The sequence below is a fragment of the Halobacillus sp. Nhm2S1 genome (assembly GCF_019599545.1).
In the GTDB taxonomy this organism is placed as follows: domain Bacteria; phylum Bacillota; class Bacilli; order Bacillales; family Halobacillaceae; genus Halobacillus.
In genome coordinates this window covers 709,459-724,317 of record NZ_JAIEZV010000001.1, presented here as the reverse complement: position 1 = coordinate 724,317, position 14,859 = coordinate 709,459, and the positions used below count along the sequence as shown (strand labels likewise).

Annotated in this window: 18 protein-coding genes; 17 read left to right on the top strand and 1 reads right to left on the bottom strand. The window is 46.1% G+C overall.

Annotation, left to right across the window (positions count from 1 at the left end; all coding sequences use genetic code 11):
• The first annotated feature begins 20 nt into the window (after positions 1 to 20).
• Together K2225_RS03695 and K2225_RS03690 are read left to right on the top strand one after the other, a co-directional pair.
• Positions 21 to 440, top strand: coding sequence for an NUDIX hydrolase (locus K2225_RS03695; RefSeq protein WP_220583524.1), 420 nt, complete (start codon positions 21 to 23; stop codon positions 438 to 440).
• Positions 441 to 565: 125 nt separating this feature from the next.
• Positions 566 to 937 carry a VOC family protein gene (locus tag K2225_RS03690; protein WP_220583523.1) on the top strand — a complete coding sequence of 124 codons (372 nt, stop codon included), beginning with the start codon at positions 566 to 568 and terminating at the stop codon, positions 935 to 937.
• A 97-nt stretch (positions 938 to 1,034) separates the two neighbouring features.
• On the opposite strand, the gene K2225_RS03685 is transcribed toward K2225_RS03690, so the two are convergent.
• A complete protein-coding gene (locus tag K2225_RS03685; protein ID WP_220583522.1) occupies positions 1,035 to 2,243 on the bottom strand; it encodes an MFS transporter in 1,209 nt (402 codons plus the stop codon).
• A 113-nt stretch (positions 2,244 to 2,356) separates the two neighbouring features.
• Between K2225_RS03685 and K2225_RS03680 the strand changes: the two genes are divergently transcribed.
• The 15 genes from K2225_RS03680 (at position 2,357) to qoxB (ending at position 14,859) form a co-directional block, all read left to right on the top strand.
• On the top strand, positions 2,357 to 3,184 hold the full coding sequence (locus K2225_RS03680) for a helix-turn-helix domain-containing protein (RefSeq protein ID WP_220583521.1): 828 nt from the start codon (positions 2,357 to 2,359) through the stop codon (positions 3,182 to 3,184).
• Positions 3,185 to 3,245: 61 nt separating this feature from the next.
• Positions 3,246 to 3,797, top strand: coding sequence for an ATP-binding protein (locus K2225_RS03675; protein WP_220583520.1), 552 nt, complete (start codon positions 3,246 to 3,248; stop codon positions 3,795 to 3,797).
• 50 nt (positions 3,798 to 3,847) lie between these two features.
• A complete protein-coding gene (locus tag K2225_RS03670; protein WP_220583519.1) occupies positions 3,848 to 4,036 on the top strand; it encodes a hypothetical protein in 189 nt (62 codons plus the stop codon).
• Between the two features lie 205 nt (positions 4,037 to 4,241).
• Positions 4,242 to 4,784, top strand: coding sequence for a TetR/AcrR family transcriptional regulator (locus K2225_RS03665; RefSeq protein ID WP_220583518.1), 543 nt, complete (start codon positions 4,242 to 4,244; stop codon positions 4,782 to 4,784).
• A gap of 468 nt (positions 4,785 to 5,252) precedes the next feature.
• A complete protein-coding gene (locus K2225_RS03660; RefSeq protein WP_220583517.1) occupies positions 5,253 to 6,143 on the top strand; it encodes a beta-keto acid cleavage family enzyme in 891 nt (296 codons plus the stop codon).
• A gap of 2 nt (positions 6,144 to 6,145) precedes the next feature.
• Positions 6,146 to 7,099 carry a 3-hydroxyacyl-CoA dehydrogenase NAD-binding domain-containing protein gene (locus K2225_RS03655; RefSeq protein ID WP_220583516.1) on the top strand — a complete coding sequence of 318 codons (954 nt, stop codon included), beginning with the start codon at positions 6,146 to 6,148 and terminating at the stop codon, positions 7,097 to 7,099.
• A gap of 12 nt (positions 7,100 to 7,111) precedes the next feature.
• The gene (locus K2225_RS03650; protein WP_220583515.1) at positions 7,112 to 7,579 is read left to right on the top strand and encodes a thioesterase family protein; all 468 of its coding nucleotides are present in this window, start codon (positions 7,112 to 7,114) and stop codon (positions 7,577 to 7,579) included.
• Positions 7,580 to 7,716: 137 nt separating this feature from the next.
• A complete protein-coding gene (locus K2225_RS03645) occupies positions 7,717 to 8,133 on the top strand; it encodes a hypothetical protein (protein WP_220583514.1) in 417 nt (138 codons plus the stop codon).
• Between the two features lie 188 nt (positions 8,134 to 8,321).
• Positions 8,322 to 8,858, top strand: coding sequence for a GNAT family N-acetyltransferase (locus tag K2225_RS03640; protein WP_220583513.1), 537 nt, complete (start codon positions 8,322 to 8,324; stop codon positions 8,856 to 8,858).
• Positions 8,859 to 8,871: 13 nt separating this feature from the next.
• Positions 8,872 to 9,372 carry a DUF4188 domain-containing protein gene (locus tag K2225_RS03635; protein WP_220583512.1) on the top strand — a complete coding sequence of 167 codons (501 nt, stop codon included), beginning with the start codon at positions 8,872 to 8,874 and terminating at the stop codon, positions 9,370 to 9,372.
• A gap of 160 nt (positions 9,373 to 9,532) precedes the next feature.
• Positions 9,533 to 9,895, top strand: coding sequence for a GNAT family N-acetyltransferase (locus tag K2225_RS03630; RefSeq protein WP_220583511.1), 363 nt, complete (start codon positions 9,533 to 9,535; stop codon positions 9,893 to 9,895).
• A gap of 39 nt (positions 9,896 to 9,934) precedes the next feature.
• Positions 9,935 to 10,378, top strand: coding sequence for a GyrI-like domain-containing protein (locus K2225_RS03625; protein ID WP_220583510.1), 444 nt, complete (start codon positions 9,935 to 9,937; stop codon positions 10,376 to 10,378).
• Between the two features lie 98 nt (positions 10,379 to 10,476).
• On the top strand, positions 10,477 to 11,511 hold the full coding sequence (locus K2225_RS03620) for a zinc-binding dehydrogenase (protein ID WP_220583509.1): 1,035 nt from the start codon (positions 10,477 to 10,479) through the stop codon (positions 11,509 to 11,511).
• A 432-nt stretch (positions 11,512 to 11,943) separates the two neighbouring features.
• The gene (gene qoxA / locus K2225_RS03615; protein WP_220583508.1) at positions 11,944 to 12,891 is read left to right on the top strand and encodes a cytochrome aa3 quinol oxidase subunit II; all 948 of its coding nucleotides are present in this window, start codon (positions 11,944 to 11,946) and stop codon (positions 12,889 to 12,891) included.
• A 24-nt stretch (positions 12,892 to 12,915) separates the two neighbouring features.
• Positions 12,916 to 14,859: a cytochrome aa3 quinol oxidase subunit I gene (gene qoxB, locus K2225_RS03610; RefSeq protein WP_220583507.1), complete on the top strand. Its 1,944-nt coding sequence runs from the start codon at positions 12,916 to 12,918 to the stop codon at positions 14,857 to 14,859.

Below are 14,859 nucleotides of genomic sequence, written 5' to 3'. Positions count from 1 at the left end.
TGGAGAGGAGGATAGAAAAGATGACACCAATAAAGAAAGCCTATGGTTACGTAACAAGAATCATAGATGGTCAAACACAAGTATTAGTGTTCCAACACCCGATCCCTGAAGCGGGGGTACAAATCCCCAAAGGGACGGTGGAGCCCGGCGAAGATACTCAGGATGCGGTCCTAAGAGAAATGGAAGAAGAAACAGGATTGAGAAACCTGCATGTCGAAAAACGACTCGCTGATGATCTATGGGAAAATGATGATGGTGCGATCCACCACCGGTTCTTCTATAAACTGATGATCTCGGATGCTGAGGATGAGTGGGAGCAGCAACCGATGGGTGGGGGAGAAGAAGAGGGGCTTACCTTTCATTTCTTTTGGATTTCTTCAATGAATGAAGTTGAACTGATCAGAGGGCATGGAGATTATTTAGACCTGATTTTCACCTGACCCCTCCCTCTGAATGGTTTGATAGTCTTCACCTCTTCCTTAAGCAAAGAAAACGAGTGGCAGGGTTTTTCTGTTATGAAAGCGAACATGTTCCATAGAGCAAATTTTTTGAAGGAGGATCTTCTATGGAACTAGGTGCGTTTTCAGTAAGTTTGACGGTGAAAGATATAAACGAATCAAAAGCTTTTTATGAGAAGTTAGGATTTCAGGCTTTTGGAGGAGATCCTGAGCAGCAATGGCTGATCATGAAAAATGGCAGCTGTGTCATTGGTTTATTTCAAGGAATGTTCGAGAAAAACATTTTGACGTTCAATCCGGGTTGGAATCAAGAAGCAGAAAACATCGATTCGTTTACAGATGTGCGCGATCTGCAGCAACAGCTGAAAGGAAAGGGGATTAAAATCCTCTCAGAAGCAGATGAAGCAGGGGAGGGTCCGGAAAGTTTTACGATTGAAGATCCTGATGGTAATCCTATCCTTATCGATCAACACAGATAAACGTGTTTGGTGAGTGTTCCAAAAAACGACAATAAAAACGGCGGGTCCTTTCCTGGACCCGCCGTTTTTATGTTTCATATGAAGAAAAACAAATCCCTCATCCTACTTCCCCATCATAGGGACAGTCATCTTTAAGGGCGGATGGAACCAGGGAACGGATCGTCCTGGTTTGAATGAAGGCTCCACCGATGATGAGTAGGGCTAAACAAAGAAACAGGATGTGTCCATCAAATATAGCCAGAACCATACCCCCAAGTAAGGGGCCTGTGGACCTGGAAATGTCCCAGTGGAGGCCGAACAAAGCGAAGTATTTTCCTTTATGTTCACTGGGAGCAAGGGTGCTGATGATTGTCTGCATATGGTTCAACGTAAGGATCGCTCCCAGACAGAAAAGCAATTGTGATACAATGAACGCAAAGATATGGTGGAAAAATCCAAATCCAAGAACGGCAAAGACATAAAAGGTGTACCCCGCTTGGACGACGTGAAGGCGGGGGATGTGCTTGGTACGATTGACTAAAACAACTTCTAAACAGATGAACACGATCGTACCGATGGTCTCTATTAAAGAAAAAACGAATAAATAGTTGACGATATTCTCTTTAAGGAAAACGGGCCAATTGGTCTCCATTTGAGCATGAAACAGAGAGAGAGGCAGCATCCCTGCAAGCAGCCACCCAATGGTTCGATAATCCCGCCTGTTAAGTCGGGGAACCGGTTCCTTTGACTTTGCACGGAGATTTGATTCTGGTAACCATTTTAATCCGGTTAATAAATAAACGAGGAGAACGCCACTCAATAGGTAGAATAAGGAACGCGGGTCGTGATAAAAAAGAACCGCTCCGATCACCGGACCGCCGAGCGCTCCTATGCCGGAAGCTGTACTGAGCAAGGCGAATGTCTCTGATTGTCTTTCAATGGGGACAGTTTCTGAAATTTGAGCTCTTGCTGCAGGAATGTAGGCAAAACGTCCGAGGCCGTTGAGAAAGGCGAAAAAGATAAACACCCCCATCTGATCAGAAAGGGCAAAACCTGCAACAGCCACGACTTGGATCATGAGCGATCCTAATTGGACCGCTCGACGGCCTGCTTTGTCGATCCACCCTCCGAAAAGGAAAGTGAATAAGACTTCGGTCAGAGGCTGTACACCGATGACGAGCGTCGCAAGCAGGATGTTATTTCCGAACTGATCATACATATACAAAGTCAAAAAAGGTAAAAGAATGACGGACACAAAGCTGGTGACCGCATGACCAGCCGTTTGTATCCAAACGATTTTCGGAAACTGGTGAAGATAAGATTTCATGGCGTTCATCTCCTGTTCTTTTTAGGAATAAGAACAGAATAACGAAAGAGATTCTAGGAAACTATGCAATTCTTGCTGATCGGTGAGCAGAATTTGCGAAAGGGGAAGAAGAGATGGAAATGCGACTCGACCTCGAACATACAGGGGTGTTGGTTTTTGATCTTAAAGACGGAGAAGCAGACGAAACTCACCCACATGATCACTATCAAATCAGCGTACCGCTCACCGGTGATCTGCTGACTTACCATAATCACAAGCGTACCGTTCTCCATCACGATGAGGTTTTGCTTGTCCCCCCGGGAGATACCCATCAACATGAAGCTTCAGGATCGCGGAAAGAGATCATGTTAATCAGTTTTAATGAGGAAATCATGGAACGTGCGTACACTTCTTTTACAGGGAATGCCTCGAAGGATCTTGATTTTTCTCCCATTCAAATGAACTCCGACTTGTTAGTGAGGAAAGCGAAAGCGTTATTTCAGACGGCCTCTTTCGATGGAGTCGACGCGGCAATGAAACAGGAGGAGGCTTTCACAAGCGTGATCCTTGATCAAATGGCAGGATCCCACTCAAGAGGCTGGCAGAAGGCGAAAGCGGAACAAAACTATGATTCCGACCATTCCGCTTATTTAGTGAAAAGTTTTATTGAGGATTTTCATGAAGAGGACCTGACCCTCGATCGGCTGGCAGAAGAGATGAACATCAGTAAGTACCATCTTCATCGTTCTTTCAGAGCGAAGACAGGTCTGACACCAAAAGCTTACCTGCTGCAGGTGCGTTTAGAGAAAGCAGCCCATCTCCTGCTTTCAGGAAAGGTGGATGTGACTCATGCCGCTTACAGGGTTGGCTTTCAGTCTGTCAGTACGTTTAACCGGACGTTCAAGAGCAGATATGGTGTTACCCCATCTCAGTATGTCAGGGGAAATAAAATAGGGACGTAGGGTTTAAGTAAGAGGAATGGGTTCAATAAGGTTTTCCTTTCACGGTAAGAGGAGGTTGGAAATGGCAAGGTTTGTAATCATGACTGCAGGCATGACGCATAGTGGAAAGACGACATTTGCGAGGCAGCTGGAGGAAAAGGTGAAGAACACGATCGTCATTGACCAGGACGATCAGGCGGCGTTTTTGAATACACGATATCCGCGGCTGGTTCCTGAAGATGGCCCCAATACGATCAAATATGAGATGACGAAAGTGCTCGTCGATTACGCGGTAGAAGAGACAGGGATGCACCTCATCATCTGCAATTCAAACCGGAATCATAAGGCAAGGAAAGCGCTGCTGGAAGGTTTTAAAAGCAAAGGTTTTTCTACGATTCTCGTATATTTCAATGTGCCGGACTCCCTCCTTGAAAAACGTGTAGCAGAAAGAAACTGTGATCCATCCGTGCTGCGAACCGCCTCTTCTTTTGATGAGGTCCTGCGACGCCAGCAGGAAGAATCCCCTTATATTGTGGTTCCGTCTCCTGAAGAAGCGGACCACTTTTTTACCATTGAAAGAGAAGAGGAAGACAACGCCGTGCTTGTAGAGGTTGCAGGACTTCTATTTTCCTAGTATAAGAATCTCGTATTCTGGCTATGCTTGTGATAGAAAGGATGATGAGCATGCAATACATGGAGAAGACGAACAAAGTGATGGCTGATTTGATTTCAGGCAAACGCCGTCATTTCGGAAATTATTCTTATCATCAGTCGGTGTTTACGGATGGCGTGAATGAAGTCCCAGAATGGGAAGTGCGCCAGTTTGTGCTCAATTATTTTATGGCGCTTGAGAATGTGAAGAGTCACGCGTGAGTCCGGGAGTAAAAGCCGAAGGTACACTTCTGAAGTGTACCTTCGGCTTTTTTTTACCTAAAAAATTAAAGCTTGGAGTAATCTTGCCTACTTGGTTTGCATATGAAAAGAAGCGGCAAAGGAATCGCTATCGGGCTCTCTCAAATTGAAAAGCCTTTTGAATACTGATAACATGAAGAAAAATGAACGTAAATGAGGGAAGCACATGCCAAGAGAGTCGAAACGGCAAAAGATTTTGGAAGCCGCCGCACTCATCGTCCGGGAGCAGGGGAGCGATGCGCTCACATTGGACGCTGTCGCTAAACGCGCAGAAGTGAGCAAGGGTGGACTGTTGTATCACTTTTCCACAAAAGAAGCGCTCGTAGAAGGTCTTGTCCAGTACATGAACGATGTCTACCGGGAGAATGTGGAAGAATTAGTAGAAAACGATGAGGAGGACACAGGGAAATGGGCACGGTCGTTCATTAACGTCATGCACGATAAAAGTACGGAAAACCGTCCGCTCAGTTCCGGGATGCTCGCCGCTCAAGGGATCAATCCCAAATTGTTGAAACCTCTGCAGGATACATATGCCGATTGGCAGAACCATATTGAGCATGATGGCCTCGACCAGGTGGATGCGACGATCCTGCGTCTTGCTGTCGATGGGTTGTGGCTGTCCGAGATTTTCGGCCTCGGAACTTTGCCGCCAACGCTTAGAAAACAGGTTCTTGAACGATTGAACGAACAAACATATAAATCTAAATAGGAATCACCAGCTCAAAACGTGAGCTGGTGATTTTTTTAATGGTAAGGTCTCATTGACATAAACAACACGTTTAAGGTGTAGCTATTCAGTCTGTTTCGTCATGAAGGACTGCGACGCTTGCACATAACAATCGCTCGTTTGATTTCTGTTGAACCTTTTCGATTTTAAAATAAATAAACTATACCATTCAGACGGTTTAGCTTGGGTGGTGTTTATGACGAGCATATAAAGCCACGTTTAAGGCATGATAAAGTTGAAGACTGGTCGTGTAAAAATAAGGTGTGCCCTATGGTCAATGATTTTGAAATATGAAGATCCCCATAGGAATGAAATGTTGGAGCATTTTCTATAGGGTGAGGGAGGACAACCTGGAGAGGATTCAAGTAAAACCATTTGAAACTAAACAGTCCAGATGGTATAGTTTGTGCTGGTTGATCAAACAAACAAATTCAAAGGAGGACCTTTGGAATGAAAAATAAAGTATTGCTGACATCTGCCGTGACAGGAGCGGGAGATACAATGAAGAAAAATCCACATGTACCTGTAACGCCGAAAGAGATTGCAGAATCTGCGATTGAATCGGCTAAAGCAGGAGCGACGGTTGCTCACGTCCATGCCCGCGATCCGAAAACAGGCGGGATCAGTCATAATTTGGAGCACTATCGTGAAATCGTCGATCGCATCCGTGAATCAGAAACGGATGTCATCATTAACATCACGTCCGGAGGCGGCGGTGATTTTATTCCAAGTTTGAATACACCGGCAGCTGGAGGCGATGGAACAGACATCCAAACGCCGGCGGAGCGTCATGAACCGGTAGGGGAACTTTTACCGGAAATGTGCACGCTTGACTGTGGAAGTACGAACTTCGGCAACATGATTTACATGAGCCCGACCGACTGGCTGCGTGATCAGGCGAAATTGATCCAGGAAAGTGGTGTAAAGCCTGAGCTTGAATGCTTCGATACCGGCCACATCCGTTTTGCCAATCAATTGGTGGAAGAAGGATTGATCGACGGCGATCCGATGTATCAATTCTGTCTTGGCATCCCGTGGGGAGCAGCAGCCGATGCGGAAACGATGCTTTATATGAAGAACCGTATTCCGGAGAATGCGCATTGGTCCGCGTTCGGCATTGGCCGTATGCAAATGCCGATGGCGTCGCAAGCGGCAATGCTTGGCGGCAACGTTCGTGTAGGTCTTGAAGATAATATTTACCTATCTAAGGGTGTGGTGGCCAGAAACGAACAGCTTGTCGACAAAGCGGTAACGATGCTGCGTGGCCTTGATCTTGAGCCAATGACGCCTCAGGAAGCACGTGAATATTACAATCTTAGAAATCCACGCGGAGGGAAGTAATCATGACTGTACAAAAAATAGCCGTCGTCGGCACAGGAGTTATCGGAAACGGCTGGATCGCCCGCATGCTTGCACAGGGGTATGACGTTGTCGCGACAGATCCGGCAGAAGGAGCAGAAGAGCGCATGCGCCGTGCAGTCGATCAGTCATGGCCTTATGTTGAAGCACTTGGGCTTGCAGAAGGAGCATCCAAAGACCGTTTGACGTTTGAAAAAGAATTGGCGGATGCCGTGAAGGATGCGGACTTTATCCAGGAAAACGTACCGGAAGTGGAAGAGTTGAAGCAGACGGTCCTGAAGAACATCGATCAGCATGCGAAGCCGGATGCCCTGATCGGATCCAGTACTTCAGGTATCATGCCGTCTGAACTGCAGGCGAACTTGCAGCATCCGGAACGCGTGGTCGTCGCGCACCCGTTCCACCCGGTTTATATTCTGCCGCTTGTGGAAGTCGTGGCAGGAAAACAGACGACAATGGAGAACGTAGACAAAGCGAAGGCTTTTTATGAAAGCTTGAACATGAGTGTCCTGCTTGTGCGTCATGAGATTGAAGGACACATTGCTGACCGTCTAATCGAAGCGATTTGGAGAGAATCCCTGCATATCGTCAATGAAGGGATCGCAACGACAGAGGAAGTGGACAAAGCCTTCACCCATGGGGCGGGCATGCGCTATGCGCAGTACGGGCCGTTCCTCACGTTCCATCTGGCTGGTGGAGAAGGCGGCATGCGTCACATGTTGAAACAGTTCGGGCCGGCATTGAAAAAACCATGGACGAAGCTTGAAGCGCCGGAACTGACAGATGAGCTGTACGAAAAAGTCGTGTCCGGTTGTGAAGAGCAGGCGAACGGCATGAGCATGTCTGAACTCGATCAGAACCGTAATGAATTCCTGATCCGTTTGTATGATCTCGTGCAGGAATACTGGCCGCAGGAAACAGAAAAAACAAACGTGTAAAGGAGGGTTTTTATGTCATCCTTTTCTTACAAACAGACCGTCCCGAGTGAGTGGGTCGATTATAACGGACATATGAACGATGCGGAATATAATCGTGCGTTCAGTCTTGCTACCGATGCGTTTATAGATTGGATTGGGCTTGATGAAAAAGGGCGTGAGCAGTACCAGTACACGATTTTCACGCTGGAGACACATACGTGTTACTTGAAAGAGATGCATGAAGGGGCGGCCTTTGATGTGTCCGCCCGCGTTTTGGACTTTGATGCGAAGCGTATTCATCTGTTTTTGGAAATGCACAATGCTGACGGGGAAGTTGCTGCGACGCTCGAAGAGATGCTGATGGGCATCGACCAGAACGAAGGCCGACCAGCACCATTCCCAGAAGAAGTGGCTGCCACCGTGAAAGCGGAGTATGAGAAGACATCCGACCAAGAACAACCCAAACAAGTCGGCCGTACGATCGGCATTCGTAGGAAATGAATATGGAATTATCTGTAAGACCTGGTCACCCAATTCTTGGGTGACCAGGTCTTACTTTTATTGGGAATAAAGAAGAAGTTATTTTCACTTTTTGATATAATTGGAAATGATTTTCTATGAGAGGTAGGCTTTTATTTATGATACGAAGTTTGTCTACTAGTATTCTGTTAGTTTTAGGTTTCTTTGTTGCAGGAATAGCGATCTTTTATAAGTGGTTGATTACTTCGGATATTCCTGTTTCTTATACGTCTGCAGAAGCGATGACCACACATGTGATGTTTACTTTATCCACCGGTTTGTTTCTTATCGCCTCCGTAGTGTTCAACGATAGAAACGGCAATCTCTTGTTAGGAGTCCTTTTCTCTTTCATCTTTATTGCTAATATTGCCATCTTCAAACATCATCTGGGAGCGGAATATTACGATCATTCTTTTGTGCAGCTGCAAGGATCAAGCATATTGTATTCCGGAATTGTGATGGTATTTAATTTTTATTTATCTGCGAGGAAATTTAGGCTCTGCACGCAATCTTCTGAAAGTGTGAAATCTTCTTGAGTAGAAGAATAGCCCTTTATCTTCTGATAGAGGGTTGGGTTATTTATGGGATAATCTGTAAGACCTGGTCACCCAATTCTTGGGTGACCAGGTCTTACTTTTTCATCCATCTGATGATTGTTCACGAGTCATGTTATAATTAAGGGAATATTTAGAATTCTATGATGTTGGCAGGGTGTGTGGAGAAGATGGAAGACTGTACATGTGTGGTTCGTGATCTGTCTTATGTAGTAAGAATCGCTCAAGAAGCGGATGCGAAGGAACTTTCTCAAGTCAGGCTTCAGATTGACGGGGAAACCGAATACCTGGATCGAGAACAGGGAGAGGACTTTTTAAGTGAGACCGATTTTAAAGAGCTCATCAATGAGGATCGAACCGAGGCGAACCGTTTATTCCTGGTGGCTGAATCACAAGGGTCCATCATCGGTTTCAGCCGATGTGCGGGCAGTGATTTGAAGAGGCTCTCCCACCAAGTGGAGTTTGGTGTAGGAGTGTTAAAAGATTACTGGGGATACCGTGTCGGGAAAGAGCTTTTGCAGCAGTCGATCCGATGGGCTGAAAACAACCAAATCATGAAAATAACCCTACGTGTTCTTGAAACAAACGAGAAAGCCATTGAAATGTACAAGCGTTCCGGCTTTAAGGTGGAAGGGGTGCTGAAAAAAGACAAGCGGCTTTCTGATAAGAATTATTATTCGACGATATTGATGGCGCGTTTTACATAAAAGGAGGAAGCGGATGGGTGCTAAAGTATTTCCTGGACGTTACACAGCTGAAGCAGAGGATGAGGTGGTCGTGTTTTTAATTGGGATGAGGGTAAACAAATGGTGGGCTGTCCATAAATGGCTGCCGGTGCTACTTGCCATGCCTCCGATGGTTCAGGAACTTTATTCGCAGAAAGACAATGGATTCTTCTCTGCGGAAAACTTCATCAATCCCAGGACGACATTGATGATCCAATATTGGCGGTCGGAAGAGGAACTTTATGCATATGCCAAAGCTCCGAAGCATTTGAAGGCGTGGAGAAATTTCAATCGAAAAGTGAAGGATAACCCGGCGGTCGGGATTTACCATGAAACGTATAAAGTGACGGACGGGGCGCATGAAGTCGTATATGGAAATATGCCCTTGTTTGGTCTCGCCAAAGCGTACCAGCATATTCCTGTCCTCCCACATACAGCTTCAGCTAAACAAAGGTTAAGAAAAAAGGAAGAAGGACGGTTTGTGGATTCCCGATAATAAAAGGGGAGAACTCTCCTTCCATTTGCATCTTCACAGAGATTAGGGATTATTAATGGAAGAAACTCGTCTAAATGTGAATCGAGGGATGGAGAAAAATGATGCAGCTGAAATTATCGCGTGAACATCACAGCGATAACAAAACAAGGTCGACCAAAGATTGTACGAATACAATCTGAAACACTTTCCGGAAGAATGGAGAGGCAGGTATGAGGAAGTCCAGCTTTATGTAAAAGACAGAGACAATTATGTACGTGGAGGACTGCTTGGTGAAATCTGCTGGAACTGGCTGGAGATTCATACCCTCATGATGGATAAGGAGCTTCGCGGTTCCGGACATGGATCAAAGCTATTAATGGAAGCAGAACGAATGGCAAGGAAAAAGGCGTGCGATTTTATCAAAGTCGATACCCTCAGTTTTCAAGCGCTTGATTTTTACAAAAAGCATGGATATCGAGAGTTTGGTGTACTGGATCAGGTCGGAAGAGAATTTAAACATCATTATTTAAAGAAGGATCTCTAAGGGTTATATAAGAGGCTCCTTCAGAACGGAGAGTTCTACATGAGTACATTGAAACGAACCTTTCGAATTGTCGCCATCAAAGGCCATGGAGCTTTTGAAAATTTTGCAACCGAAGTCCCGGACTTTGCGAGACAGCTTTTACATCGGACGAGAGAAATCGAAAACCATACCAATATCGAAATCGCCCTTTTTGAGCCAAAGATGAATGATGATCATCTTGAGGGTCACTATTATGTAGGCATTTTGGTGAAAGATAGGCCGAGTCAGGTGCCTAAAGGGATGGAGTATTTAGAGGTATCCGGAACCTATGTATCGGCTGAAGGATCCATCGATTGCATAGACCTCCTCTACAACCAAGTGGGGCAGTGGAGAATGGAACAGAATCTCACGCGGGATTGGCTCACTTATATTGTAGAAACTTATCACCCAACGGAAAACGGAGAAGACGTTGAGGTGTTCCTTCCTGTCTTGGATCCTGAATGAGATAATGTGAGCTAATCACTTGATGGAAGCATTGAATAGTCTTATGATGAATGTCGCATATTAGTTAAGAAAAGCGAATCGGAAAGAGGTGCCTCGAGATGAAAGCTGTTCAAGTAACCGGATATGGCGATGTGGATCAGTTAAAGCTGTCAGATATCCCTACGCCAGAACCGAAAGAAAATGAAGTGCTCGTGCAGGTGAAAGCCTGTGCCATCAATAATACAGAAATCTGGATGAGGGAAGGGGCTTATGGACAAGGCGGCAAGTCAGGCTGGCGTCCGGAAGGCGTTCAATTCCCGCGTACCCCGGGTTCTGATATTACCGGAAAAGTCGTCCAGGTCGGTGCACAAGTCGATGAAACAATGATGGGGAAAGATGTCGTTCTATTCCCATTCACATCCAGTGGTCCCGATGGACAAGAACACATTACAGAAGACATGTCCTTCATCGGCTCCGAGTATGATGGCGGATATGCCGAGTATGTCGTGTGGCCGGCAGAGCTTTGCTTTGATATGCCGCTTGAAGATTACACGGAAAGCTGTGTGTTTTCTGTAAGTGGTATGACAGCCTGGCATATGGTCGAACAAGTGCAGCCGAAACCAGGCGAAACCGTGATGGTCACAGGAGCAAACGGCGGCGTCGGCTCGCTGAACGTGCAGATCGCATCAAAAGTATTCGGAGCAGACGTCATTGCACTCGTCGGGGATTTGAGTATGGAAGAGAGAATGAAGGAACTCGGAGCGACTCATGTCCTGTCTTATAAATCCGAGAATCTGGAGGAAGAAATTTTAAAAGCGAACGGCGGTCCGATCGATACGGTGCTCGACGTCGTCGGCGATGCACTGTTCTCTACAGCGCTGACCGTGCTGAAAAAGGGCGGCAAGTTTTGCACATCCGGCTCTTCCGGTGGTCAAAAGACAGAACTCGATTTCCGTACCCTTTATCTGAAACACATCACCATGTATGGATCGGTTTTAGGTACACGGGAAGAATTCAAACGCATGTTAAAAGCGATTTCTGAACAGAAAATACAGCCTGTGATCGACCGAACGTTCCCTCTAGAGGAAGCAAAGGAAGCGCAGCAGTATTTCAAGGAATCGGGCAAAAAAGGAAAAATCGTCCTTCTTCCATAAAAGGTGTTTCATCATTTCAGAGAACCTGTATCACTATCAAAAGTGATACAGGTTCTTATTTTTTTAGTAGAAAGTTGAAAATTGTGTAAGGCACTATTGGCTGGAAAAGGTTTCGTTCCATCAGCTGTATGGGTAAGGAGAGTGGGAAGCTCATCATCCCCCTTTATTCCTGTTTATTCGACGTTTGAAAATGACAGCTCCTTCCTGCAGTTCCATCCTATTTTTTATTAAATTGTTAGTAATTTCCTTGAAAGCGTCAATCATGTGGCGGATTTATTAAAAGTTTTTGAACGATGTATGACAAAGTTGTGAACTTGTATTTCTAATTCCGCAAAATCTGATATAATCAGTCAAGCCCTGATACGTATAACAGCTCCTAGTTTCCGAGTTTTATACTTATAATTTAACAGATTGATAGGAGGGTTAAGATTCATGAAAGCTAAACATCTCCGTAATAGATGGTTAGGTTTGCTGCCGCTCGGCTTGATTCTTTTCTTAAGCGGGTGCGGGCAGTTGGAAATGACTGTGCTCGATCCCAAAGGGCCGGTCGCTCAAAGTCAATATGACCTGATTGTATACTCCCTTTGGTTCATGCTTGGAATCATTGTTGTCGTGTTTGCTCTATTTGCCTACATGCTCATCAAGTACCGTGAGAACCGACCGGGACGTAAAGAAAGTGACTATGACCCGAACTTGCATGGAAATACGACCATCGAGGTCATCTGGACGGTCATTCCTATTATTATTGTCGTCCTATTATCCATACCAACGGTTACGACACTGTTCGATTTGGAAAAGCCTCCGGAGCCCGCTGCCGGTGAAGAGGTGAAAGAGCCGCTCGTTGTCTATGCGACAACTGCGGATTGGAAATGGTTCTTCAGTTATCCGGAACAGGATATTGAAACCGTGAACTACTTACACATCCCGACCGATCGCCCGATTGAATTCCGATTGACTTCGGCAGACTCGATGTCTGCGCTATGGATTCCGGCACTTGGCGGTCAAAAGTACAACATGGCAGGTATGATGACGAAGTTGTATCTGCAGGCCGATGAAGAAGGCGTCTACGATGGACGTAACTCCAACTTCAACGGTGAAGGCTTTGCTGCACAAACCTTCAAAGTGCATGCCGAAAGTGAAGAAGAGTTCAACGCTTGGGCACAAGAGATTCAAAACGAAGCCCCTGAGTTGACGGCTGATCGCTACAATGAATTGTTGCAGCCTGGTTTGACTGATGTTGAATCCTTCTCGAACACGCACTTAGAGTATGTGAAGCACCATACGAAAGATGGTATGGGCTACGTGGTAGAAAACTACCGTGAACAATTCAAAGAGAAGCTTCATTTATATGAAATTGAGAAACAAGAAAGCTTCCAATAGAACGTAAAGAAAGCAGGTGAAGACATGCACATTACAGATATTCTAGTCACCGGTGAACCGATCATCTATGGTGCCATGGTATCGATGGCCCTAGTAGGGATCGCCCTCCTTTTCATTCTGACGTATTTCAAAAAATGGAAATGGCTTTGGAGCGAATGGTTGACGACCGTTGACCATAAGAAAATCGGTGTCATGTATATTTTAAGTGCCCTTCTCATGTTATTCCGTGGTGGCGTCGACGCCATGATGATGAGGGTGCAGCTGGCATTTCCTGATTTGGGATTCTTGAACTCCCAGCACTATAACGAAATTTTCACAACGCACGGAACGATCATGATCATTTTCATGGCGATGCCGTTCTTGATCGGACTCATGAACATCATCGTTCCATTACAGATCGGAGCGCGTGACTTCGCGTTTCCATATTTGAACGCCTTAAGTTTCTGGTCCTTCTTCTTCGGAATGGCGCTCTTCAACATTTCCTTCGTCATCGGAGGATCTCCGGATGCCGGGTGGACAAGTTATACCCCGCTTTCCGGTGCAGCGATGAGCCCTGGACCTGGACAAAACTTCTACCTTATGGGACTGCAGCTATCCGGAATTGGTACCCTTGCTACAGGGATCAACCTGATGGTTACGATTTTGAAAATGCGTGCTCCTGGCATGAAGCTTTTCCATATGCCGATCTTCACATGGTCGACATTGGTGACCTGTTTCATCATCGTGTTCGCATTCCCGATTTTGACAGTAGCTCTTGCGCTACTTACGATTGACCGAGTTTTCGGTGCACAATTCTTTACTTTGACAGGGGAAGGCCTGCCGATGATGTGGGCGAACCTGTTCTGGATGTGGGGACACCCGGAAGTGTACATCGTTATTCTTCCTGCTTTCGGTATTTTCTCCGAAGTCATCGCCACATTCGCGAAAAAACGACTATTCGGCTACAATGTGATGGTTTGGTCGATGATCGTCATTGCATTGCTCAGTTTCCTAGTATGGGTCCACCACTTCTTCACGATGGGTGCCGGCGCTTTCGTCAACTCCGTCTTCTCTGTATCGACGATGTTGATCGCCGTACCGACCGGAGTGAAGATCTTCAACTGGCTTGCGACCTTGTATAAATCGAAAATCGAGTTCACCGTACCGATGCTGTGGTCTCTGGCCTTCATCCCAAGTTTCATCCTTGGTGGTGTCACAGGTGTCATGCTCGGTATGGCAGCAGCGGACTATCAGTTCCACAACTCGTACTTCCTGATCGCGCACTTCCACTACGTGCTGATCGCTGGTACTGTATTCGCCTGCTTTGCAGGTCTTGTGTTCTGGTATCCGAAAATGTTCGGTCACAAGATGAACGAGCGTTTGGGTAAATGGGCATTCTGGTTGTTCTTCTTCGGCTTCCATGTCTGCTTCTTCCCGCAATACTTCCTAGGCCTTGACGGCATGCCGCGTCGTTTGTTCATCACGAACGTCGCCGAGTGGCTTCCATTGAACGTCATCTCAACTGTCGGTGCCTTCGGAATGGGACTTGGTTTCATCGTGTTCGTTTACAACGTGTACTACAGCTTCCGTTACAGCGAGCGCGAAACAACAGGCGACTCCTGGAATGGAAATGGTCGTACGCTTGAATGGGCGACAACGACACCAGTACCTTATTACAACTTTGCAACGGTTCCATATGTCGATGAAATCGATCCATATATCCGTATGAAAGAAGAAGGCAAGACGACGTTTGAAGAAGACAAAGTGAAACCGATCCACATGCCAAGTTATACAGGACAGCCGTTCATCATGATGGCCCTCCTTGGACTTGCCAGTTTCGGTCTCGTCTTCGAATGGATGTATGTCGCCGTCTTCGGATTAATCGGTGCCGTGTTCATGATGATCCGCCGTTCCTTCGATTATGACGACGGGTATTATGTACCGGTAGAAGAAATCAAACGCACAGAGAAAAAAGCGAGGGGGTTATGA

Excerpts from the sequence above, each read along its gene's own strand:
- K2225_RS03695 (WP_220583524.1), top strand. The coding sequence starts at position 21 with ATGACACCAATAAAGAAAGCCTATGGTTACGTAACAAGAATCATAGAT.
- K2225_RS03690 (WP_220583523.1), top strand. The coding sequence starts at position 566 with ATGGAACTAGGTGCGTTTTCAGTAAGTTTGACGGTGAAAGATATAAAC.
- K2225_RS03685 (WP_220583522.1), bottom strand. The coding sequence starts at position 2,243 with ATGAAATCTTATCTTCACCAGTTTCCGAAAATCGTTTGGATACAAACG.
- K2225_RS03680 (WP_220583521.1), top strand. The coding sequence starts at position 2,357 with ATGGAAATGCGACTCGACCTCGAACATACAGGGGTGTTGGTTTTTGAT.
- K2225_RS03675 (WP_220583520.1), top strand. The coding sequence starts at position 3,246 with ATGGCAAGGTTTGTAATCATGACTGCAGGCATGACGCATAGTGGAAAG.
- K2225_RS03670 (WP_220583519.1), top strand. The coding sequence starts at position 3,848 with ATGCAATACATGGAGAAGACGAACAAAGTGATGGCTGATTTGATTTCA.
- K2225_RS03665 (WP_220583518.1), top strand. The coding sequence starts at position 4,242 with ATGCCAAGAGAGTCGAAACGGCAAAAGATTTTGGAAGCCGCCGCACTC.
- K2225_RS03660 (WP_220583517.1), top strand. The coding sequence starts at position 5,253 with ATGAAAAATAAAGTATTGCTGACATCTGCCGTGACAGGAGCGGGAGAT.
- K2225_RS03655 (WP_220583516.1), top strand. The coding sequence starts at position 6,146 with ATGACTGTACAAAAAATAGCCGTCGTCGGCACAGGAGTTATCGGAAAC.
- K2225_RS03650 (WP_220583515.1), top strand. The coding sequence starts at position 7,112 with ATGTCATCCTTTTCTTACAAACAGACCGTCCCGAGTGAGTGGGTCGAT.
- K2225_RS03645 (WP_220583514.1), top strand. The coding sequence starts at position 7,717 with ATGATACGAAGTTTGTCTACTAGTATTCTGTTAGTTTTAGGTTTCTTT.
- K2225_RS03640 (WP_220583513.1), top strand. The coding sequence starts at position 8,322 with ATGGAAGACTGTACATGTGTGGTTCGTGATCTGTCTTATGTAGTAAGA.
- K2225_RS03635 (WP_220583512.1), top strand. The coding sequence starts at position 8,872 with ATGGGTGCTAAAGTATTTCCTGGACGTTACACAGCTGAAGCAGAGGAT.
- K2225_RS03625 (WP_220583510.1), top strand. The coding sequence starts at position 9,935 with ATGAGTACATTGAAACGAACCTTTCGAATTGTCGCCATCAAAGGCCAT.
- K2225_RS03620 (WP_220583509.1), top strand. The coding sequence starts at position 10,477 with ATGAAAGCTGTTCAAGTAACCGGATATGGCGATGTGGATCAGTTAAAG.
- qoxA (WP_220583508.1), top strand. The coding sequence starts at position 11,944 with ATGAAAGCTAAACATCTCCGTAATAGATGGTTAGGTTTGCTGCCGCTC.
- qoxB (WP_220583507.1), top strand. The coding sequence starts at position 12,916 with ATGCACATTACAGATATTCTAGTCACCGGTGAACCGATCATCTATGGT.